Genomic DNA, 21,173 nt, shown 5'->3' with positions numbered 1-21,173 from the left:
GCGGAGGCGAACCGAGCTTTCCCAGGTCCACCCCGTAGACCTTGGCGTGCTCTCCGCGCGAGCGGAGGTGAACCGTTGGGCGCGCAGCTCGGGCTCACCGAGAAGGAGTGCTCTTCTCGACGACGGCCGAACCCTGACCCTCTGACGGCGTCTTCCACGCGTGCGGATGTGAACCAGTCACCGACTTCCTCCGCTCGAACCCCATCGAGTGCTCTCCGCGCGAGTGGAGGTGAACCGACCGCTCGAGCGGGGTCCGGCCAGCCTGAGGCCGTTAGACGTTCACGCCGTCGTACTGCATGGTCCGGTGACGATGCACGGCCACGCCGCAGGCCGGACACGACACGGCAGCTTGCGCCCCCATGGCGGAATACCTTCATCCCCGAGTCAGACTGGGAGGGAACACTCACCTCCGATCAGCCCCCGATCCGTAAAAAGCACCGGCTCATCGTCCGCCGAGTGAAGACGGCCCCCTGCGAGGCACTCAACTGACAGGCTGACAACCGCAGCTGACACACCGCCACCCGATCAGCCAACCCGCGTCGGTGCCCGTCCGGCCTGCATCCGCGCCCGCTGGGCCCGCAGCTGCCCGAGTTTGTGCTCCAGCATGTAGTGCGCAGTACGTCGACGGGCTTCGTCCGCCGCTTCCTCCGCGGCCTGATGACAGCGCGGGCGGCGGCGCAGCACCGTGTCGTACACGGCTTCCGCCTCAGCCTCGGCTTCCTCGCTCCGCAGCAGCCCCTGGTGCGCGCTCGCCCGGCGCTCATCACGGATCCGTTCAGCCACCTCCCGGGCGATGAACGCCATCAGACTCTGATCGGCTGCGGCTTGGCGTCGGCACACGTCATCGACCAGCGCACGGGTATCGGCCTCGCAGCGCTCCGACAGCGCGGCGATCTGTGCCGAGTCATCCAGATCCGCCCGCACCGCGACCGCCAGGTCGACCGCATCCTGCACCAGAACGTCCATACGTCGCCGGTAGGTGCACTCCGGGCACAACCCGGCCGCACCCAGCAGACCGCACTCCACACACGCAGCCGACAAACGCTCCAGCGCGGCAGCCTCCTCGGCCGCCCGGCGCCGCGCGGCGGCAACCCGCCGCATTTCCACCTCGGCCACCGCCTGGGCGTGCCGCGCGCCTGCCTGCTCTGCCTCACACCGGGTGTGCTCCCGCAGCCGCTCCTCGAGGACCTGGCGGCGCCCGCGCCCACCGAGGCTGGGCAGCTCCCGGTCGATCTCCGCCGCGACCTTCGCCCGCCCGGCGCGCCGGATGTGGACCACGTTGCCGCAACTCTCGCACTCGCCGCCGGTGTCCAGCCGAATCCCGTCGTCGCACCGGCGGTCCGTGCACGCCTGACGTTGCACCAGGCCCCGCCGGATCAGCCACGGGTACGGGCGGTCGACCAGGGCCTCGCCACCGGTCTCCTCCAGCCGGTCAGTGAACCGGTCGGCCAGCAACTGCGGCGCCGCCTCCGGCCGCATCAGCATGCCAGCCAGCCGCTTCACCTCAGCCTTCGCGGCCGCCTCCACCTGGACCTGCTGCCAGCCCGACAGCCGCTCCCACAGCCCCGCCACCGGCCTCAGAGCCACCCGCAGACCAAGATGAGCGGGAAGGTCCACCCTCCGCTGCTGCTGCGTCTTTTCCCAGCCCACGGCCTTTGGTCGGCCACCGGCCCCAGTCCTGGCAGCCCGCTGCCCATACCGTCCCTCGACCGGGGACTCTTTCGGCTTTGCCCCGCGCAGCGGGCCGTCCTCAGCCACCGGCGGCGCCGACTGTGCAACGGCGGTCTCGCCGTCGGCGGCCTGGTCCTCGCGCGTGCTTGCGCGCTTCGGCCGACCACAGGACCCCGGTACGGCAGAGCCGGAAAACCCACTATCAACCTCAGCATCAGAAAACACATCAGCCACAGAAGAGTGAACAGCGTGAAGGGGTGTCGTCGCCGCGAGGTCTCCCTCGTCGGTTCCGCAGCCCTCGCGCGCCTCGTTGGTCTGCGGTTTCGTCGGCGACAGGGAGTCCTGACTAGGCCATGCCGTACCTGCGAGGTTTCCAACGCGGCCGTCAGTAGTTCCCTGGCGGCCACTGTGCGCGGCCGCCACCGCCGGCACCACCAGCCGCGACACCTGCCTCAGTCTGGACACGGTCTGCCGCCGCGGACGCTCCACCAGCCCGGCATCCTCCAGGCGCGCCAGCACCCGCTCCGCCCGCGACAGTGAACTCCCCAGCAGCCGCGCCAAAGTCGCCACCGGCCGCCCGTAACGCTTGTTGACCGTGCCACCGCACAGTCGCACCCGACCGCTCTCCGCCGTCTCCAGCACCAGCAGCAGCAAGGCCAGGCGGTCCGCTGCCGCTCCGTGCCCCGTACGGGCACCCAGCAGCCCGGCCGGCGTCACCCGTCCATCCCGGTGCGCCCAGCCCGGCGCCATCAGGGCCTCCATCAGCCGCAGCAGGGTGGCAAGCTCCGGCTTCGGCAACTGCAATGGGTGGCCGACCTTGTTCTGTGCCTCCCACATCGGAAGTACACGGCAGGTCAGGCCCCAGTCCTCGCCGAACTCGCCCGTCAGCGTATCGACGTCCACTACACCGGATCGGCGCAGGCCCGGCACGACTGCATGCCGAACCCGCGACTCCGACAGCCCCAGCCACCGGCCCAGCTCACGAGCTCGGATCTCCACCACGCCGGTCTCGGACGGCGTACGCGCAGCCAGCACCACCACCGCCAGACGCACCGTATCCGGCACCCCTTCAAGGCCCGGACTGTCCAGCAGCGTGCGCACGGCGGTCGCCAGCCGAGCGTGAGCATCCCGGCCGAGCGTCAGAGGATGCCCCGGACCGCGCTTGACAGCCGGCCCGGCCTGCTCCGGGACCGAGCGCAGCCACCGAGGACTCGACGACCGACGGTGTGCGGCGGGCACCGCAACGGCGCTCACGTGGGCACCCCGCAGAACCACGTACGGAGCGTCGTAGCAGTCCGCTGGCATCGGCCAGCGGTCGGCTGAGAGGGAAACTGTGACCGGGTAGACGGCGCAAAATGCGCCAACCGGGCATGGATGGGCTGACAAAGGGCAGCACGATACTGCAACATAGGTCTTGCCTTCTTTGGTCTTGCTGGAGGCATGAAAAGGGCGCCTTTGGCGCTGGTTCGCGGAGAACCAAGATCGAACTGTCTGACCGGCCGCTAACCGGAAGGACAGCCCCTTCGGGAGGGCCCGCTAAGCCCACCCGGTGGCAGATGGGACGCCGTAGCCGAGGTGACCGCTAATCACCTGGGTGGCCGGGCGTCCCGGCGGCTCGCAGCCCCGTTCACACGGGCGCCGCCACAAATGACTACATCTCGCCCCCTTCCGGGGCAGAGGTGCGCCCGCAGCCGGATCGGCGCGGGAAGGCAAAAGAGGCACCCAACCGGAGCGACGTACGATCCATCGCTGCCACGGCGGGTGCCTTGATGTGTGTCTGTCGGAGGGTACGGGTACCCTTCATCGCGTCGAGACCTTCCCTGGATAGGTCTGCGGCCGTGCCCCGGAGTGCAGCCTCGCGGGGCTTAACCATGTCCATATGGATCTTATTTAGGGACACGGTACTCCCCTTCGATCCCACAACGATCCCCCGGTATCGCTCGTGTCGCCAATAGATCAGGGGCTCCTGACGGAGCACCAGAAACCCTGAATCACCTGCCCCGCTCCACACTCGAGGCACCGTCCGGGCATGATGAGCGGTATGCACGCGACGCAGAAGCCCGGAAACGACGATCCCCTTGACGTGGAGACCTTCGCTCGCTCTGAGCAGCAGCGCCGCTACATCGCGGCCATGCACCGCATCGCCGCCAAGCGCCGCCCCGACACTCCGGTCCGCGTCTACGTCAGCGCAGCCCCCAAGACCGCCAGCGACTCCAACTGGAACCGCTGGCTCAAGCGCATCACTGAGGACCTGCCCGACGGCGTCGAGCTCCTCCACTACGGATCCGCCTTCGAGGGACAGCCCTACGCCTGGGAAACGCTCGTAGGCCAACTCGACGGACTCGTCGTCATCGGAAAACCAAAACGCCTCGGCAGCCGTGTCCACGTCCTCGGTCCCGTCGCCCGCCTCGAACTTCGGTCGATGGTCGCGCAAAAGCCCGTCCTGCTCTTCACGCACAACCTCGGCCTCGTCCCCGTCATCGACTGCAAAAGCCAGGTGATGACCCCACCCGACGCGCCGCGGCTCAAGCTGGTTGCACCCAAGCGTTGGAACCGCGACTCGCGTACGCTCCAGGCCGCTCTGGACGCCCTGCGGCCGGCCGGTGACGATGGCCAGGGGCCGGAACCGCACCGAGGTACGGCGGATCACTTGGCAACTCCGTTCGCCTCTCGCAGCGCGACGCCGTAGTAGTAGGCGAGCACGGCTTCGGCACCCGATCCCTGGGCGGTGACTATGCGTTGATAACGCGCGGACCGCAGGTCCCCGGCGATCCGAATGCGTGGGTGCTGGCGGTCGGTCGGGCAGTAGCCGTCCTCGCCTTGGGTAAGTCCCTCAAGGGCAGCAGGCCGGTTGCCCAGGTTATTCAGCACAGTGGTGACGGCATAGACCTTCCGTTCTCCGTCTTGGTCCTTGGCCTCAACCGTCCAGCCGCCGCCGTAGGCGGGCCGGGTGATGGTGACGTGGGAGACGGGGACCATGCGGACACGGTCATCGGCCGCGACTTCGGTGGCCTTGTACTCATCCGTCGGAGGGCAGAGCACATGCAGAGTTTTCGACGTCTCCGGGTGGGCCCGGAGCCAGGTCCCGAGCGGGCGATCCGCTCCGAGCACGTACGTGCGGCCCGCGAGGCTGTCCGGTGCGGCACGCCAGAGTGGCGGCGCGGCGAGATCGTCGGGAGCGGTCACCCAGTCGGCTTCGGCGGGTGTAAGCGCGGCGACTCCGGTGGCGACCACGATGGCCTGTCCGGTCAGGACCTGGCCATCGTCCAGAGTGAGTTCGGCTCGGTCGTCGTGACCGCTCACGGCGACGGCCCGGGCCTGCATCAGAGTGCACCAGCCGCTTCCTTGGAGACGTTGCAGGTCCTGCGCCAGAGCCTGCGCCAGATCCGGGCCGGTTGACCAGTTCCCCGGCATGTTGTCCAAGGCGCCGACGACGTGCAGCTTGCCTCCGGTCAGCCCAGCCTCGATCACTACGGTGCGCAGCTTGAGGCTGGCCGCCATGACCGCGGCCGCCACTCCGGCCGGGCCAGCTCCGACGATCAGAACGTCCGCGTCGTACGAAGGTGAACTCATGTGTGTGCCCCCTTGGGTCCGCCGATTCGGGTCAGGACGGTCTCGCTGGTGACGAGCTGGTCGGCGCCGAGGTTGCGAGCGGCAAGCAGCAGAGCGGCGTCGTGGTACTCGGGTCCACCGGTAGAGGCGCAGGCGTCGGTGACGATCCAGGGCCGATAGCCGCTTTGATAGGCGGCGATCGCCGAGTCGTAGACACAGGCGTCCGTGTCGATGCCGCACAGCACCAGGTCGCTCCAGCCCTTGTCTCGGATCAGCTGCGCACCCTCGGGGGTGAAGACCGACGACTGCGCCTTGTCGATGGTGGTGACCGCGGAATCCGTGAACGGCTCAAGCTCCTCAACGAGGGCCTGCTCCTCCGTGGTGCGCAGCCGCGTCCAGCCGGTGATCGTCTCGTATGGCGAACCGAGCTCGTTATGGAACCGTGTGAAGACCACAGGGGCGCCGGCGGCTCGCCAGCCCGTCACCAAGCGCACGATCGCCGGAAGCGCGCCGCGGCTATGCCGATTGACGAAGCCCTGCTGCACGTCAATGACGATCAGCGCTGTCGAGCGAGGGTCCACTTAGTTCGCCTTCCACATGGCCGTCACGGATTGCTTTCTCGAAGAGCATCCTGGGCGGCGCGCAGCCGATCAGGAAGTTCACTGGTCGCCAGAATTGCCTCGCGCATCACGCGATGTTGGGCGGTCTCCGTGGGACGGGCAGTGGTGAGCCGGATGTGCGCGCCGCGTAGGAAGCGCCAGCTGTATGTCGGCGGCATCACGGGATCCTGCCCGTCCTCGACCATGTGCAGGATGTGGGACGACAGCGCCCACAGCGCCTGAACATCCAGCTCCAGAGCGACGATCTGGCTCATCGTCAAGGCACGCTCGTCTGACCGTGGGTGATAGGAAATCCCCGACCAGCCGGCCACGCCACGAGAAGCGCCGCCGTCGAACGCGAGCGCCTCAGGATGCGCCCAGCCATCACGGAACTTGGCGTCCTCAACTCCTGCCCCAAGGGGCACAATATTCTTCGGATCCTGGCGGTCAACGAGCACCGACGGCGTGGCCAGCAACTGCAGGGCGGTATCGAGGCCGGCCCCCGACCAAGCGTGCTCACGCAACTCGTACGCGGACAACACATACTCCGGATCCGGTGACGGCTCAGCCTGTCCATCGGCGCAGTGCTGCTCCAACAGCCGCGTGATGCGCTGCCCGACCCAGGACCTATCTGTCAGGTAGGAGCGGTAGCGCCACACTGCCAGATCGGTGAGCGTGTCCACACGCTGGCGCTCTTCCAAGTGCACTACGGCGACGCCACATGCGTACATGTGGACCGTGGAGGACTGGGCTGATCGGTGCTTGCCAGGTAGTACTCGCTGTTCAAGGCCAGCCGGACCGGCCGGTCGGGGCGTTCCAGCTGCGTACAGGGAGCCGAGCCGCTCGCCCAGGTAGACCGGCAGGAACTTGTAGGAAGCCACGACGCAGGGCGCCGACTGCGCTACCGCAGCCGCTGTGGCGCCAGCGGGCTCCCCCCGCTGTGCCGCCAGCCGAACCCGGAAGGCTTCCTGCTCTTCTGGAGTGCACTGGGCAAGTGCCGTATCCAGGATCTGCGCCATTGCCGGACGACACACCCGGCCCTTGTTCTGCTGCCACTGGGAGACCGTCCGGGGACTGATGCCGAGGTCTTGCGCGAACTCGCGGACGGACTGGCGCCTTACCGACCGCAATAGCAGCGCCTCCTCACCTGTCCACTGATCCACGGCGATCACTACACACCCCCTCGGTGGTCCATGACCAGGCAGACGAGGCCGTATTTCCACGCTGAGTCCACACCACTGCTACGCGGGGACATCTCGCTCAACGTCGCGGTCCCGGAAGCTGGTTGACGTTGATCCAGACACGTCGCGGATGGGCCGGAGGACCTCATGACAAACCCGATAGGAGGATCACGCCGACTCAGTGTTGTCCTTGAGGTCGTCATCTCAGCGCCTAACCTCAAGGGCCGCCAGTACAGTGTCCGGCTGTTCGTCGTAGATGAAGTGCGGTTCGTCAGTGGTCGGCGGGTAGAAACGACGTGCGAAGCGCCGCAGGTCCTCCTCGCTGAACTCAATGGCGTTTGGCGCAGCGTCGGGCTAGTCAAGTGCATCAGCCCGTTCGGCGAGCTGCAGCAGGTCACGCGATGCGGTCGCACCGGCTACCAGCACCAGCTCGCGGATGGCTGCCCGAGCGGCCTGGTGCGTCTGGATCGTTTCCGGCGCGAGGGCCTCAGCGCGCAGCAGGCAGTCGAGGGCTTCGCCTCCGTGTCGCCTCTGCGCATGGGCTCGCCCCAGGTCCATCAGCAGCCGTCCCTGTCGTTCGGGCGACAGGCCCTCAGCGTCGATGGCAAGGCCGATGTCGAGGGCCTCGCCGGCGTCACCGAGGTCAACAGCAGTGCTGACGGCCTGGATTTCCACGTTGACCGGCCCGAACTCCAGGTTGAAGTCGTTCCGGTTTTCGCCAAGCTGTGCCGCGATAGCGCGGGCCTTGGCGATCTCCTCCTTGGCTTCGGCTCGGGCACTGGCGCGCGCGTGAACGAGGGCGAGTGCCAGATGGAGAGCTCCGAGAACGGACAGAGCCTGTGGGGATCGGTCCTCCTGCGCCTCCAACGCATCGATAGCGGTCTGAGCCGCGTGTTCGGCTTGACCGAGGCTGCGCAACCGTACAAACGCCTGCGTCATCCGGAAAACGCCAGCGCACACGTGCAGCGGATCACCGGACCGTTCGGCGGCGAAGATCGCCCGATCTGCGGCGACCCATGCAGCGTCGGCTTCATCCTGCCGAACGAACGCCGCCGAAAGTGCCTGGTAGGCCCGGGAGAGCAGAAGGAACAGCTCCGATCGAGTCTCGTCGGGTGCTGTGCGGGCGGTCCGTTCAAGCTCGGGGAGCAGATCCACAGCCAGGACACTGACCTGCGCCATTCGGGCGGCGTGCGTCAGCTCCCAGAGGTCGTCAACGTCCTTGCGCAGCGCCTCGACGGATCTCTCGGCCTCGGGGCCGGGGCCGACCAGCAAGGTGTGAAGTGCTGGGTGGCCGGAGATCAGCCTCCGCGTCTCGTCCAAGTCGTTGGACAGCGACGGCGGGGCGGGGTGCTGTGATGGTCCGCTCCCCTCAGCGACGCTTGGACGCAACTGCTGTACGGACAAGCCCAGTTCATCGGCGATCTGTTGCAGCAGGTCCATGCGCTGAACAGGTTGGATACCCCGCTCGACTTGAGACATCCAGCTGCTCGTCTTTCCGAGAGCCGCCGCGAACTCGGCCTGGGTGCGCCCTTGCTCCTTCCGGAGTTTCTGGACGCGCTGGCCAAAGACTCGATCCTGTGGATCGACGTCCTTGCCCGTCGGCTTCATGGCCCCTCCGTTCCAGGGCGCTTGCTGAGCTCCTCCAGCTCGTTCAGGAACACCACGTCGGTGCTGGTCAGGAACTGCTCGCGCGCCTCCAGGAAGTGCCGCGTGTGGGCTTGCTCCTCATGGGCCTCGAAGGCCTCACGATCGGCGTAGAGCTCGTAGAAGACGCGCACGAGTGGCTCGTCCACGGGCGTGTGCGCCACGTAGACGAGGGTGCCGGGCTCCGTACGGATCCCTTCAGCAGTCCTGGCCACCAGCGCATCGAACTGCTGGGCAGCCTCGGTGTCTCGCAAGGAGAACCGCACTGTCAGTGCAAATCCGGTGGACACAGGGCCCCCTCCATCTTCATGTCGCGTAGTCATGGACACATTCTCACATCCAAAGCTCTAGTGCTAGATAGCACTTACACTGTTGACTCGCACTGACAGTGCTACTACCGTTCAGGTTGTTGGACCCACACCGCAAGGGGTGGGCGACCAGCAAATGCACTAGAACCACCGCAAGACCGCAGGAAGTCGTCCGCCCTCCGGGGCGGCCGGAGTAGTCCTCGGGTAACTGAGGGCGCGAGAGCACCATCGAACTCCTCCGGAGCCTGACGGCCGCGACAACTGCGTGCACGTCGCAGCGCTGTGCGCTGTCTGTCCTACGGGACGCCGGCCTCGTGCCGTGCGGCCCGGAGGGCAGAGAGAGCATCGCGACGCGCTCCCCGCCACTCCGTCCATAAGGAGTCCAGATGTCTGCTTCGACCCATGAGCGCACCGCCCGTCCCCGCCGGAGCCGGACCCGCTCCCGCGCCGTCAACGCCCGCCCGGCACTCGTCATCTCCACCCTCAAGCCCCACCAGTACGACCTCCGCCCGGCCTGCGCGTCGCTGATCTGCCCCGACTGCGCGACCTGGGTGCCGATCACCGGCCTCCAGACCCAGAAGCCCAAGGTCGTGCCGCACGACACCGGCCGCGCAGGCAAGGACGCGGCCGTCCGCTGCCGCCTGGGCAGCAACCGCCTGGTCACCGTCGACATGACGGTCAAGAAGTGGCAGGAGCGCCTGGAGGACGGCAACTCGGAGACCGTTCACCGCCGCCCGACCACCGTCCTGCGCAAGCCGAAGGTCGCGCCCGCCCTGGCCGTCAGCCAGATCGCCGCGAAGAAGCAGACGGCGACGACGGATGACGAGCCCAGCGACGGTAGGCCCCTGTGGCTGCTGCGGGAGATGAAGTGGGCGTCGACGGCGACCGCGGTGAGTGAGACCGACACCCGGCGCGTACAGCGGCCCGCCGGTGACGCCCCACTGGGCAGCCCGCTGGTCCCGCTGACGACGCTTCATCCCAAGCACCCCGAGCACTGAACCGACCCGGACGAACGACCACGGCCCTGGCCGACCCGATCACCTCGGGTCGGCCAGGGCCGTGGCTGCTCGTATGACCAGCCAAAACGAGCGGCCCCGGGATTGCGCCCCGAGGCCGTTCAGCAGGCCATCCCCTTCGCGGAAGGACAACAACCTTGAGCTACATGATGACATCCCTCGCCCCGCTCGGTGTGCAGGGGGACAGCAACCCGGACATGGACGAAGCGCTGCGCCGGGTCCGCCAGGGCGGCAAGGGCGGCGGTTCACAGTGACGACGCTCACCGTCTCCGGTACCGGAACCATGGTTGCGGACCGGCCGGTGCTTCCGGCCTCCGTCCCCGGCTTCCACGTGCGTCACCGCGCGGGCGGGTTCGTCGCCCACATCACGGCCTCCGAGTTCGCCTTCAGCATGGTGCGCGGTCTGACCGTGGCGGTGCTGATGGCGTACGGGGCCGGCCAGGCGACCGCCGACACCGCTGAGTGGCTCGTCTCGGAGCTGCTCGGCAACGCCGTGCGGGCCTGCGGTGATGACGTGCCGCTGGTCGTAGAGGTGTACGTCACTGGGCGCAGCGTCCAGGTGAACGTGCACGACCCCGCCGCCGATGTGCTGCCGCGCCGCGGCGCGGTGGCGATGGACAGCGCCACTGCGGAGTCCGGGCGCGGCCTGGGTCTGCTGGACATGCTGGCGCCTGGCTGGGAGGTCGTGTCCTCTCCGGTCGGCAAGCAGATCCGCTGCCACATCGACATCGACGCCAAGTAGTTCAGCCGACGCCAACACCTGAGACAGCCCCAGGGATCATCCCTGGGGCTGTCTCGTACACGGACCTTCTGGGAGGCCCAAATGAAGCGAGTGTCCGTCGCCGTCATACGCAGCCACGCCTACGCGCCCGTCTCCACCGACGCCCCGGACCGGCCCCGCCCGGCCTGTGTCGAAGAGGACCCCGAGCTGTTCTTCCCGATCGGCAACACCGGCCCGGCGCTGCTCCAGATCGAGGAGGCCAAGGCCGTCTGCCGTCGCTGCCCCCTGATGGAGAGCTGCCTCCAGGGCGCGCTGGACCGCAACGAGTTGGGCGTGTGGGGCGGGCTCTCCGAGGATGAGCGCCGCTCCCTCAAGCGCCGTGCGGCCCGCAAGCGCGCCGCGGCCGCCTCCGCCTGACTCCCGCCGGACAGGAGCGGCGGGCAGCTCCCTGCCCGCCCTGCAGCACCGCCACTCAACGGCCGCCCGCACGACGGGCGGCCGGCCTTCGCACGCCTCCAGCCCGGGAAAGTCTCGGGCCCGCATCCCCGCAGGAGAGCCCATGCGCAGCAACACCCAGCTCGACACCGCGACGACCGCCACCGGGTCCACCCGGCTGCCGGACTCGCTGTGCACGCACACCCCGAAGTGCCCGACCGCCGACAGTCCGGACCGGGAAGCGGCGCACGTCGTGGCCGCCCACCCGGAGCAGGGCTGGAGCTTGCTGTGCAACGGACTTCTGCTCTTCGAGGACACCGGCGAGCTGCTCCCCGACGGCCGGGCGATCGACCCGCACCGTCCCCTCGCGATCACGGCCTGACGATTGCCTGATCCGCTCGCACCGGCCGTCAGCAATACAGCGGGCCGGATCGGGCGGTGACGGGGAGTCGGACAGTCCCTTTCGCTCCCGCCCGGCGGGAGCCACGGACGGTTTCGAACCCGCCCCCAACACTCCATCGGACCCGCCGCCCGCACCACGGGCGACCGGCCTTTCAGCAGGGCCCGCTCCGGGAAGGCAACGGCCCCTCAGGGCCCATTTCGGCTCCGCCGACCGCCGTTTCGGGAGCAGCCACCCGCGTTTCGGGAGCAGCCCCCGCCCTATCGCTCACGCCCTGAACCACCCCTTCCGGAGGCTCTCATGACGATCACCGACTGGCCGCGAACCGCGGCTGAACCCGACCCCGAGACGGCTTCACCGGCCGCCGTTTCGGGAACACCCAAGCCGGTTTCGCAGACGCCCGGCACCGTTTCGGATACGCCGGAGTTCGCTTCGGAGACGGAAAGTGGAACCGGAACGCACGCCTCCCCGGGGATGCTGACCGGCACCCAGAAGTGGACGGCCGGAGCGATCGTCGTCGCCGCGCTCGTCCTCGCGGGCATCGGCCTGTACCTGTCCTTCGAGCACGTCGCGGTCTTCGCGTTCGAGGAGCTCCGCTTCGGCTCGCTGGGCAAGGGCCAGCTCTTCGCCGTCGGCGTCGACGTCGGCATCATGGTGATGATCGCGGTCGACCTGCTGATGGCCTGGCTCAAGCGTCCCATCAGCTGGATTCGCTACCCGGTGTGGCTGCTGACGGCCGCGACGGTCGTCCTCAACGCCGCCTCCGGCGCTCCCAAGGACCGCGCTTGGCAGCTGCTGGACTACGTCGCCGCCGGCGCCCACGGCGTCGTGCCGGTCCTGTTCATCATGGTGGTGGAGCTGGGCCGCACCTCGATCGACCGCATCGTCCGGCCCGATGAGGCCGAACGGGACTCGATCCCGTGGCTGCGGTGGGTCCTCGCCCCGATCGCGACCAGCCGGATCTTCCGCCGCATGCGGCTGTGGGGCGTCACCTCCTACCCGGAGATGATCCGCCGGGACCAGGAGCTCATCGCCTACGAGCTGTGGCTCAAGCGCAAGCACGACGGCGACCTGTCCAAGGCCAGCGAGGATGAGCTGCTGCCGATGACGATGGCCCCGTACGGCTACACCGTCGCCCAGTCCCTGGCCATGCCCGATGAGCAGGAACAGGCAGCTCAGGAGCGGGAGGAGGAAGCCGAGCGCCGCCGCCTGGACGCGGAGACGCGTAGCGAGGTCGCCCAGGCGGAGTCCGAGGCCGACCGCCTGCGCGCCAAGGGCAGGGTGGAGACGGTCCGCGCTGAGGTCGACGGCCAGACCGGCCAGGCCCGCGCGCATGCTCGTGCCCAGGTAAGCGCCGCAGAACGGGCCGCTGCACTGGAGCAGGAGGCGCTGGACCAGGCTCTCATCGCCGAAGCCCGAGCCCGTGAGGCGCAGGCGGAGCACCTGGAGGCCCAGGAGCGCGAGGCGAAGGCCGAAGCGGACCTCCGCACAGCCGAGCTGGAGCGCCAGGCAGCGCAGAAGCGGAAGGAAGCGGCGGAGGCCGACAAGGTCGCCGCGGCGGAGGCACAGGCGATCGAGACGCACCGTATCGCCGAAGCTCGGAAGGCCGCTGCCGAAGCTGACGCGGCTGCTGCCGAAACGGCGGAGGCCGCTGCCGAAACGCGCCGCCGCGCCGCCGAAGCCGACCGGCTGGCGGCGGAGGAAGAGGAGCGCACGGCGGCTGCTCGCGCCAACACGCAGGCCGCCCGTGAGCGTGAGGCCGAAACCGAACTCCGTGCCGCCGAAACGCGGCTCGCCCTCGCCGAAGTCGAGCGGCGTGCGGTCGAAATCGAGGACGCTGCGAAGCTGACCTCGCGGCAGCGCGCGGTTCGCAAGGTCGCCCGCATGGCGCTCGCGGCCGGCCTCGTGCCCGACGGCCTGGCGTACGACGACATCCACCACCAGCTGTGCGAGCGGATCTCCATTGCCGACGTTCAGCGCGAGTTCGACGTGTCGTCCACGGACACCGCGTCCAAGTACCGCCAGGAGGCCGTCGTCCTGCTCGCCGACGGCTACCGCCCCTGATCCACCCGTCCGGCACACACCAGTGAGGGCCAGCCCGCGCGAATCGGGCTGGCCCTCGCTGCGACTGCCGGAAGCAGTCAACAGCCCCCCGAGTACAGCAGATCCGACCCCCACGGAGGACCCCGTGAGCACCGAAAACAACGGCCAGCCCTTCTTCGAAGACCCGAACGCGGCGCTGCGCGAGATCGCGCAGAACCCCGCCGCCTACGCGCACTACCTCGCGGACTTCCACCGGGTCGTGCTGGACATGCAGGCCAAGCTGGAGATCCTCCAGCGCGAGACCCGCGTGCACTGCCGCGGAACCCGCGTGGAGGGCGACAAGAGGGGCCAGGCTTTCCTGCGCAGTTTCCCGGTGGAAAAGTCCCTGAACGACGTTCTCAAGAACCTCAAGAACGCCACCGCGGGACTGGAAAAGAGCGCCCATAAGCGCCACGCCCACGACGAAAAGGTGAATGAGGTCAAGAAAAGCCGAAAGGAAAAGGCGCAGCTCAAGGAGCGTAAGAACAACCCGTCGCTCCAGGCCGCCCCAGAAAACCCGGGGCAGCAGGGTGCGCAGAGCCCGAATATGGGCTATGGTGGCCCCGCGTCGATTTACAACCTGGACCGCAGGGAGTCGGCGTGAGTGCAGGTCGCCCGCTCACGAAAGCAGAGCGGAAGAAGTTCAACCGTGCGGAACACGAGCGGAAAATCAAACAAGATTTGATTGCGCAGCACGGTAGCGACCTCGGCACCTTCTACTACTGGCTCCGGATTGCGAATATTCGGGGCACGCAGGCTTATCGCGGCGGAGACACGGCGTTCATCCGTGACGTCGCACTCGCCCTGCAGAACGTCTACAGCCGCCACTCCGGCTAGCTCCACGCGCCCCGTCACGAAGGGCCGTCTCCGATCCCGGGGACGGCCCTTCGGCGATCCCAACACGTGCCGCGCGTGACGCGTGCCGCGCGTGACGTGCGCGCGTGTACGCGAGGCCGGTGCCGACTGTCAAGCCCAGGAGGAGGGAGTCGCGTGTCCGACGACACCGACAGCAACGTGGTCCACCTCCCCACTCGGGGCGGCGATTCCGGCGGCATGCCGGACGCTCCCGATGGTGGGGATCTCTTCTATTCCGAACCGTCCGGCAGTGGTGCAGATGAAGGTGTTCCTCCGGAATCCCCGGAAGGGGCGACCACGGGAATCCCGACTATTCGCAGTCCTATTTCCCCGGAAACAGCTTTGCGGGAAACGGGAATGCCCGACGCCCCGGATTCCGATGATAGTGAATACGAGGAAGGCGAATACGAACAGCCTCGTTCTCTCGCCGATCGCCTCGGTGACTGGCTGGAATACCGGCTGGAAGTGGCGCGGGACCGGCACGCCGGAGAAGCGCCCTTCCGTGAGGCTGAAATAGCGCGCAAGGCCGCGCTTTTGGAGGCCCGCACCGCCCAGGAAACAGCGATGATGGAGCAGAACGCCAAGCTCCACACCGCGCAGATGAAAGCGAAAGCCGACAAGACGGCGGCGCGCGGCAAGGCCGACGCGGCGCGGTCCTCCAGCTCCGGCCTGGGCGCCGACAAGGGCGGCCGCTCGAAGGCCGGCGGCGGGGGCGACTCACGCGGAGGCGGCGGCAGCTCCGGCGGCTCAGGCCGAGGCACCGGCGGCGGCCGGGGCTCGGGAACGAACGGGTCCGGCAGCTCCGGGCGAGGCTCCGGGGGAGGCAACTCCCCCAAGGGCCCCGGGAAGGGCTCTGATCGCTCCGCTGGCGGCCGTTCGAAGGGCAACGAGTCGTCCGGGGGCTCCAAAGGCCGCCAGAACAGCTCTGGAGGCGCCGGGTCGGGCAAGTCCGGGACGGGCAAGGGCAGTTCGGGCGGCTCCGGCCCTGGTAGGGGCGGCTCGAAGGGCGACGGCGGCAAGTCGAAGGACACGCCGGCCGCCAGCCCCAGGGCCGAACGGACCCGCGGCCGCCAGGAGCGCGCCGCCGCCCGCCAGGCCGCCCGGCAGCAGCGGCGCGCCGCCAACCAGGCCGCCAACCTCGCCGACCGCAGCAAGGACCGCGACCAGGACCGCGCCGCCACCCAGGCGGCGCGCGAGGAACGACGCAGGGCAAAAGCCGAGCGGAAGGCCGCGGGAAGGGCGAAGCGGGAGGCAGCCAAGGCCGCCGACGACCGCACCACCCTGGGCACGGCCGTGGCCGATGAGGCGCAGCGGCGCTGGGACAAGCGCCGCGCGGCGGAGAAGGACAAGGCCGCGAAAGACAGTGAGGCCAAGGACGCCACCGGCGACAAGGACTCCGAGGCCACGACCAAGAAGATGACCAAGGAAGGCCCTGAGACGTCCTCAGACGGCCCGAAGGACGACTCCGCGACCAAGGAGCCGGACGACGGCAAGAAAAGCGGCGAGAAGCCGGCCGACGGATCCGGCGCCAAGGACGCCAAAGACGGCACCGGGACGGACGACGGTCCCAAGCCCGACGACGTCAAGGACCCGCCGGACGCAGGTGACAGCGACGACAAGCGCTCCTTCAAGGAGCGGATCAGGGACATCTTCACCAAGTCAGGCGACGACACCCCGCCCGAGCCCGAGGAGTCCTCAAGGCTCCGGCCCGAGGACCTTGGCGACGTCACGGTGGACCGCCCCGGCGGCCCGACCCGGGCCCCGAAGTCCGAAGAGGCTGAGGACGACATCCCGGACGCGGTCGTCGTCGAAGACGCGGCCGATCCCTTCGGGGCCACCGTCTCCAGCCCGGCGAGCCTGCCCCGCGCCCCGGAGCCGCACACCCAGCGTCCCGGCACCACCCGACCCACTGCACAGGAGGACCCCGTGGCATCGGAGGTCAGCAAGCCCGCGTCGGGCCAGGCCGGCATGGCCGCCCAGCATCGAACCGACATCACCTTCGGCGAGTACCTGATGGAGATCGTGAACATCGCGATCGCCGCCGCGCTCGACAAGGACCGCGCCCAGGAACTGGCCATCGCGCTCGGCAAGGTCGCCGACGCCCTGCGGGACATGGCGGCCGACCTGGTCGGCGACCACAACATCGCCACCGAGGTCGTCGACCAGATCACGGACCTGGCCGACGCCGCGGCCCGCATGAAGCAGCTGGCCGAACGGTGCGCCACCGAATGCGAGATCGCCTCGGAGGCCGCCCGGATCGCCGCCATGTCAGTCGGCCGGGTCTACGGCGAAGACATCCAGGCCATGGACGACGCGGGCCTGGCCAACGCCTCCGCCGCCGCCCACCACGACTAGGAAGGAGGTCTGCTGATGAGCAACCTCGCGCCCACCACCGGCGGCGGCGCTGCCGCCCAGACGGACGGCGACAACCGCTACAAGGCCGTCCAGCAGAAGCTCAAGACGCTGGAGCAGGCCATGGACCTGGCCAGCAACGAGCTTGAGCAGCTGCTGCGCGGGATGCGCATGAACGCCCAGCGCTCGGAGGGCCTGGCCGTCGACATCGCCAACGCCGAACTCGACCGCAAATTCGTGGAGATGACGAACCAGGTGTCCGTCGCCCTGGGCGGCGCCGCAGTCGAAGTCCAGAAGCTCCACGCCACCGCGCAGGAGGTGTCCGGCCTCGCCCACGACACGCGGCGTACGCATGCGCGGCTGTACGAGGGCCTGGACACCGTCCGCTCCGGCCGCCCCGAGCGCGCCCCCAGGCCGGGCTTCTTCGCCCACTGACCCCAGCTCACCGAAAGCCCCTGATGGGCGGCCCGCCACCGACGGCGGGCCGCCCATCGTCACTCCCGAAGGAGAACCCCCCGTGTCCGTGCCGCGCAGCGTCGCCCTGGAGCGCGCCCTCTATACGCTGGCCGCCCCGGTCCTCGCCGCGGCCCCGAACCTCTCCCCCGACAGCCCCGTCAACACCGTCATCCAGCTGGCGGGCGCCGCCGGCGTCGGCGGCTGGGTCCTGGCCTACAAGAGCGACGAGCCTGGCGCTGGCCGCAAGTTCCTGCGCTGGTCACCGCTCGTGCTCGCGGCCGCCGTCGACGTCGCCGCTAAGAACACCATCGGCTGGGGCCCGTGGTGCCTGGACGGCCTGCTCCCGGCCGGATGGGCGGCGGCCGGCCTGCTGGTGATGCCGTTCTCCCGGCACACCCGCCGCCGTCACCGGCCCGCCCTCGCGGCCTCGGTCCCGGCGCCGCAGCTGCAGCCCGCCCCCGAACCGTCTGTGGCGCAGCCGAACGACGGCGCCGACACCTTCACCCGGCAGGTCCGCTGGCTGTGGGAGAACCGCGGCATGCCCGGCCGCACGATCGTCGTCAAGGCCATCCCGCATGAGGGCATGCCGAACGACTTGTCGCTGCTGCTGCGCGCCTCCGAGGCCGGGCGGCCGATCTCCGGTCTCACGGAGGAGGCCGTTGCCGCTGCTTTCGGCGTGGACGTTTCCGATGTGCGGATCGAGGAGGTGGTCCGGCAGTACGGGCGCGAGGGCGGCCCTGGCTGGAAGGAAGTCCACGTCACCCCTGATGCGAATGAGCGGCGCCGCAAGGCCCCCACCGCCTACGAGTGGTGGGCCGACCGGATCGGTGCCGCCGGCGGGCCGGTGCCCGGCTCGGAGTTCGTCAAGGAGGTCCGCGACCACGGGCGCAAGGTCACGCACTACATCGCCCAGGTCCCTGACGAGATGGGCGAGCCGCGCGTCAACAAGCACGCGCTGGCGGCCGCGCTGAAGACCAAGTACGACGAAGGCCGGCTGTTCGTCACCGTCGACGGCAGCCAGGTCCTGGTCTCCCTGTGGGATTCCTCGCCGCTCGCGCAGGTCTTCTCCGCCACCAGGGAGCTGCTGACCCCGGACAAGGACGGGCGCTGGGTGACCGGCTTCCTCGGCAACGGCCAGCCCGCCCGCAACCGCGTCTACACCGACCGGGGCGCAGCGCACGGCCTGTTCGTCGCCCCGTCCGGCGGCGGTAAGACCCAGCTGATGGGCCTGCACGTCGCGGCCGACGCCCTGTTCGGGGCCGTGGTCATGCTGGCCACCGAGGCCCCGGATGAGAAGACTGCCGCGCTGGGCAAGCACACCGCCCGCTACGGCGTCGGTGCGCTCTACATGATCCGGCTCCTGCGGGTCCTGGTCGCGCTGATGGAGATCCGCGGCGAGATGCCGTGGGAGGACGGCCAGGTCCACGAGTGGGACCCGACTCGGCCGGGCTGCCCCTACCGGATGCTGTCCGCGTACCTGGATGAGTTCCTGTCCGCCGCCCGCAATGGCGACTACGGCGCGGAGATCATGGACCTCGCGGAGCTGGTGTCGGTCAAGGGCCGCAAGTACGGGGTCGGCCTGAAGGTGGCCGGCCAGTCGATCTACGTCCAGGACGGTTTCACTCAGCTGCTGTGCGAGAACCTGCGCGACAACTGCATCCCGGTCGTGCTGAAGGTGGCGCCGAAGAAGGTCACCGACATGTTCAAGGCCCTCGGTATCCCGTCCGAGTACATCCCCGACCCGCTCCCCCGCTCCTTCTCCCCTGCGGAGAAGGGCCGGATCGAGCGGGTGATGGCCGGCGAACCCGAGCCGCCCTCCGACTCCAACACCGGCGGCGCCGGATGGATCATCGAGAGCAAGCAGCCCGACGTCCTGCGCACGCTGTTCATGAACTTCAAGGCGGGCATCGAGGGCTACTTCCCCGACACCGTCGCCACCCTGACCGACTACGAGATCCGCGAGCTGGAAGCGCGCGGGCTGTGGTTCGACTGGAACGAGCCGCCCAGGCCCGGCGAGTTCGGCCCCGAGCCCGATGACGAGGACGGCGACGACGCGCCCAGCAAGGGCGGCGGCAAGCACCACGGCGGCGGGAAGCCCACGCGCCGCGACGCGGTCACCTCCCCCCGCCAGGCGCTGGAGGCCATCAGGAACCTCTCCAGCGTCTGACCCACCCCGCACCCAACCCCCGCAGGGCCCGGCCGCACCGGCCGGGCCCTGCTCACACCTGGAAGGACACACCGCCCGTGGCCGTATCGATCTCCGCCGTCGTCCTGCTCGCCATCGTCGTCTTCGTCCTCATCCGCGGGGGCAACGTACGCCTCGGGCCCGCCCTGGCCTGCGCCGCGTTCGGCTTCTTCCTCGCCTCCACCGGCGCCGCGCCCTTCATCACCGACGCGATCGGCACCGTCACCGGCTGGCTCTCCAGCATCTGAAAACCGCCCCGGCCGCCGGCGTCGAAGGCGCCACCCACCCCCGCGCCTTCGACGCCCCCCAGGGAGTCCCGATGTCTCAGATCCACCCCGCCATAGACCAGTCCGCCCCGACCACCGCGGCGCCCGCGCAGCCGACGGCACTGTCCCTCGAGGAACGCCTCACTCTCGTGAACGCGGCGATGACCGTGCGGCTGGACGAAGCGGCCGTCGCCTACGAGGTCAACACGGCGCATATCGAGATCGAGCCCGTGGACCTGGCCGACGTCGTCACCGTCCCGCTGACCCCAACGCTCCAGCCGCCGCCGCAGTCCTACCCGACCCCGGTCGCGGCCCTTCTGCAGCGCGCCCACCACCGGCTGCTCACCGGCGGCTGGTGCTCCGGCGCCCTGGTCGACGAGGACGGCGCCCGCTGCATGCTCGGAGCCATCCGGATCGAGGCCCGTGGCGACCGGGGCCTGGAAGCCGACGCGGTCACCGTGCTCCTGGACGCGATCCGCAGGAAGTACGGCGGCGGCGTCGACTCCGTGCCGTCCTTCAACGACGCGCACGGATCGGCCCGGATCCCGCTCCGCATGGTCGACCAGGCCGCCGGCCTCGCCGACGCCCGCGGTCTCTGACCCTGCTCCGGATCACCTGCCTCGCACCCGAACCCAAGCGGTCGGGTGCGGACCAGGCCGTCCGGCCTGCGCACCACCGGCCACCCCACCCGCCCGAGCGAGGAGACGCCCGCCATGCAGTCCGACGACAAGCCCATCAACGGCCAGTCCAACAGTCAGCACAACCCGAGCATCTTCAACGAGTTCAGGGTCGGCACCTATCACGGCCGCCACGACGGCCACCCGGTCACGGTCACCGCCACCCGCGCCGACACTCGCCCCGAGCCCTACGCCTGGACGTGCACCTGCGGGGCTTCCCGCAGCTTCCCCACCGAGGACGGCGTGGACCGCACCGCCTGGCGGCACACGCACCCGACCCTCTGGGACCAGCTGCGGCAGAAGGCCGCCCGACTGCTCCGAATCCGCAGCAGCCGCTGAAGACCCGACGACCCGTCTGGTCCTCGCCCGACCCGCACCCCGAGGGCCGGACGAGGACCGGACAGGCCGCCCGGCCGAACGCACCACCCGCCGCGCCCCGCCGACACCAGCACGACGCCGACGGGGCGCAGCGCTGTCCACCGACGACTGGAGGATCTTTCGTGCTCATCCCTCGCCCGCGCCGCCGGATCGGCCGGCCCCGCCCGCAGCGCCCCGGCCCCCGCTACCCGCAGCGTCCCGCCCGGCTCCCCGGTACCTGGAGCAGGTGATGGCCCGCCCCCGGAAACGGCGCCGCCGCGAGGCCAAGAAGGTGCCGCGCAGCACCGCGACCCTTGAAACTGGAGTTCACGCGGGTTCCCTGAGACGTACGGCGGTCGCATCGGCGCAAGTACGCAGGTGAGCACCCTGCGCCGGACGAATCAGCGAGCGCACGA

At 69.4% G+C, this 21,173-nt stretch carries 20 protein-coding genes; 14 read left to right on the top strand and 6 right to left on the bottom strand.

All coding sequences use genetic code 11. From position 1 onward, the window contains the following. Window positions 1–525 precede the first annotated feature (525 nt). A complete protein-coding gene (locus tag KUM49_RS30035; RefSeq protein WP_217240110.1) occupies window positions 526–2,772 on the bottom strand; it encodes a hypothetical protein in 2,247 nt (748 codons plus the stop codon). 940 nt (window positions 2,773–3,712) lie between these two features. Between KUM49_RS30035 and KUM49_RS30030 the strand changes: the two genes are divergently transcribed. After that, entirely contained in the window at window positions 3,713–4,360 is a 648-nt protein-coding gene (locus tag KUM49_RS30030) for a hypothetical protein (RefSeq protein WP_217240109.1), read from the top strand. On the opposite strand, the gene KUM49_RS30025 is transcribed toward KUM49_RS30030, so the two are convergent. The 5 genes from KUM49_RS30025 to KUM49_RS30005 form a co-directional block, all read right to left on the bottom strand. Then, window positions 4,318–5,244: an FAD-dependent oxidoreductase gene (locus KUM49_RS30025; RefSeq protein ID WP_217240108.1), complete on the bottom strand. Its 927-nt coding sequence runs from the start codon at window positions 5,242–5,244 to the stop codon at window positions 4,318–4,320. The genes KUM49_RS30030 and KUM49_RS30025 overlap by 43 nt on opposite strands. Next, a complete protein-coding gene (locus tag KUM49_RS30020) occupies window positions 5,241–5,804 on the bottom strand; it encodes an isochorismatase family cysteine hydrolase (RefSeq protein ID WP_217240107.1) in 564 nt (187 codons plus the stop codon). Before KUM49_RS30020 ends, KUM49_RS30025 begins: the two co-directional genes overlap by 4 nt. A gap of 23 nt (window positions 5,805–5,827) precedes the next feature. After that, window positions 5,828–6,994 carry a DNA-binding transcriptional regulator gene (locus KUM49_RS30015; protein ID WP_217240106.1) on the bottom strand — a complete coding sequence of 389 codons (1,167 nt, stop codon included), beginning with the start codon at window positions 6,992–6,994 and terminating at the stop codon, window positions 5,828–5,830. A gap of 363 nt (window positions 6,995–7,357) precedes the next feature. Next, complete coding sequence (locus KUM49_RS30010; protein WP_217240105.1) at window positions 7,358–8,611, bottom strand: helix-turn-helix domain-containing protein; 1,254 nt, start codon at window positions 8,609–8,611, stop codon at window positions 7,358–7,360. Then, window positions 8,608–8,901 carry a putative quinol monooxygenase gene (locus KUM49_RS30005; protein ID WP_374200214.1) on the bottom strand — a complete coding sequence of 98 codons (294 nt, stop codon included), beginning with the start codon at window positions 8,899–8,901 and terminating at the stop codon, window positions 8,608–8,610. The genes KUM49_RS30010 and KUM49_RS30005 overlap by 4 nt, the downstream gene beginning before the upstream one ends. A gap of 440 nt (window positions 8,902–9,341) precedes the next feature. On the opposite strand from KUM49_RS30005, the gene KUM49_RS30000 reads away from it, so the two are divergent. The 13 genes from KUM49_RS30000 (at window position 9,342) to KUM49_RS29940 (ending at window position 20,739) form a co-directional block, all read left to right on the top strand. Then, entirely contained in the window at window positions 9,342–9,953 is a 612-nt protein-coding gene (locus KUM49_RS30000) for a hypothetical protein (RefSeq protein WP_217240103.1), read from the top strand. Window positions 9,954–10,221: 268 nt separating this feature from the next. Further along, window positions 10,222–10,713 (top strand): ATP-binding protein, encoded by a 492-nt coding sequence (locus tag KUM49_RS29995; RefSeq protein WP_308406796.1) that lies wholly within the window; start codon window positions 10,222–10,224, stop codon window positions 10,711–10,713. A gap of 81 nt (window positions 10,714–10,794) precedes the next feature. Then, complete coding sequence (locus KUM49_RS29990; protein ID WP_217240102.1) at window positions 10,795–11,109, top strand: WhiB family transcriptional regulator; 315 nt, start codon at window positions 10,795–10,797, stop codon at window positions 11,107–11,109. Window positions 11,110–11,317: 208 nt separating this feature from the next. After that, window positions 11,318–11,509 (top strand): DUF5999 family protein, encoded by a 192-nt coding sequence (locus KUM49_RS29985; RefSeq protein ID WP_302185504.1) that lies wholly within the window; start codon window positions 11,318–11,320, stop codon window positions 11,507–11,509. 318 nt (window positions 11,510–11,827) lie between these two features. Beyond that, window positions 11,828–13,591 (top strand): DUF2637 domain-containing protein, encoded by a 1,764-nt coding sequence (locus KUM49_RS29980; RefSeq protein ID WP_217240100.1) that lies wholly within the window; start codon window positions 11,828–11,830, stop codon window positions 13,589–13,591. Between the two features lie 124 nt (window positions 13,592–13,715). Further along, window positions 13,716–14,213, top strand: a complete 498-nt coding sequence (locus tag KUM49_RS29975; protein WP_217240099.1) for a hypothetical protein — start codon at window positions 13,716–13,718, stop codon at window positions 14,211–14,213. After that, window positions 14,210–14,446 carry a hypothetical protein gene (locus KUM49_RS29970; RefSeq protein ID WP_217240098.1) on the top strand — a complete coding sequence of 79 codons (237 nt, stop codon included), beginning with the start codon at window positions 14,210–14,212 and terminating at the stop codon, window positions 14,444–14,446. Before KUM49_RS29975 ends, KUM49_RS29970 begins: the two co-directional genes overlap by 4 nt. 375 nt (window positions 14,447–14,821) lie before the next feature. Further along, window positions 14,822–16,819, top strand: a complete 1,998-nt coding sequence (locus KUM49_RS29965) for an ATP/GTP-binding protein (RefSeq protein ID WP_254402005.1) — start codon at window positions 14,822–14,824, stop codon at window positions 16,817–16,819. A 15-nt stretch (window positions 16,820–16,834) separates the two neighbouring features. Continuing rightward, the gene (locus KUM49_RS29960) at window positions 16,835–17,251 is read left to right on the top strand and encodes a conjugal transfer protein TraB (RefSeq protein WP_217240097.1); all 417 of its coding nucleotides are present in this window, start codon (window positions 16,835–16,837) and stop codon (window positions 17,249–17,251) included. Window positions 17,252–17,333: 82 nt separating this feature from the next. Further along, entirely contained in the window at window positions 17,334–19,439 is a 2,106-nt protein-coding gene (locus KUM49_RS29955; RefSeq protein ID WP_217240096.1) for a chromosome segregation protein ParM, read from the top strand. A 77-nt stretch (window positions 19,440–19,516) separates the two neighbouring features. Beyond that, on the top strand, window positions 19,517–19,705 hold the full coding sequence (locus KUM49_RS29950; RefSeq protein ID WP_217240095.1) for a hypothetical protein: 189 nt from the start codon (window positions 19,517–19,519) through the stop codon (window positions 19,703–19,705). 71 nt (window positions 19,706–19,776) lie between these two features. Beyond that, entirely contained in the window at window positions 19,777–20,322 is a 546-nt protein-coding gene (locus tag KUM49_RS29945; RefSeq protein WP_217240094.1) for a hypothetical protein, read from the top strand. A 45-nt stretch (window positions 20,323–20,367) separates the two neighbouring features. Then, the gene (locus KUM49_RS29940) at window positions 20,368–20,739 is read left to right on the top strand and encodes a hypothetical protein (protein ID WP_254402004.1); all 372 of its coding nucleotides are present in this window, start codon (window positions 20,368–20,370) and stop codon (window positions 20,737–20,739) included. Window positions 20,740–21,173 lie beyond the last annotated feature (434 nt).

Origin of the sequence: Streptomyces sp. AC555_RSS877, assembly GCF_019049245.1 — a bacterium.
Taxonomy (GTDB): Bacteria; Actinomycetota; Actinomycetes; order Streptomycetales; family Streptomycetaceae; genus Streptomyces.
This window is presented reverse-complemented; position numbering and strand designations above follow the sequence as displayed.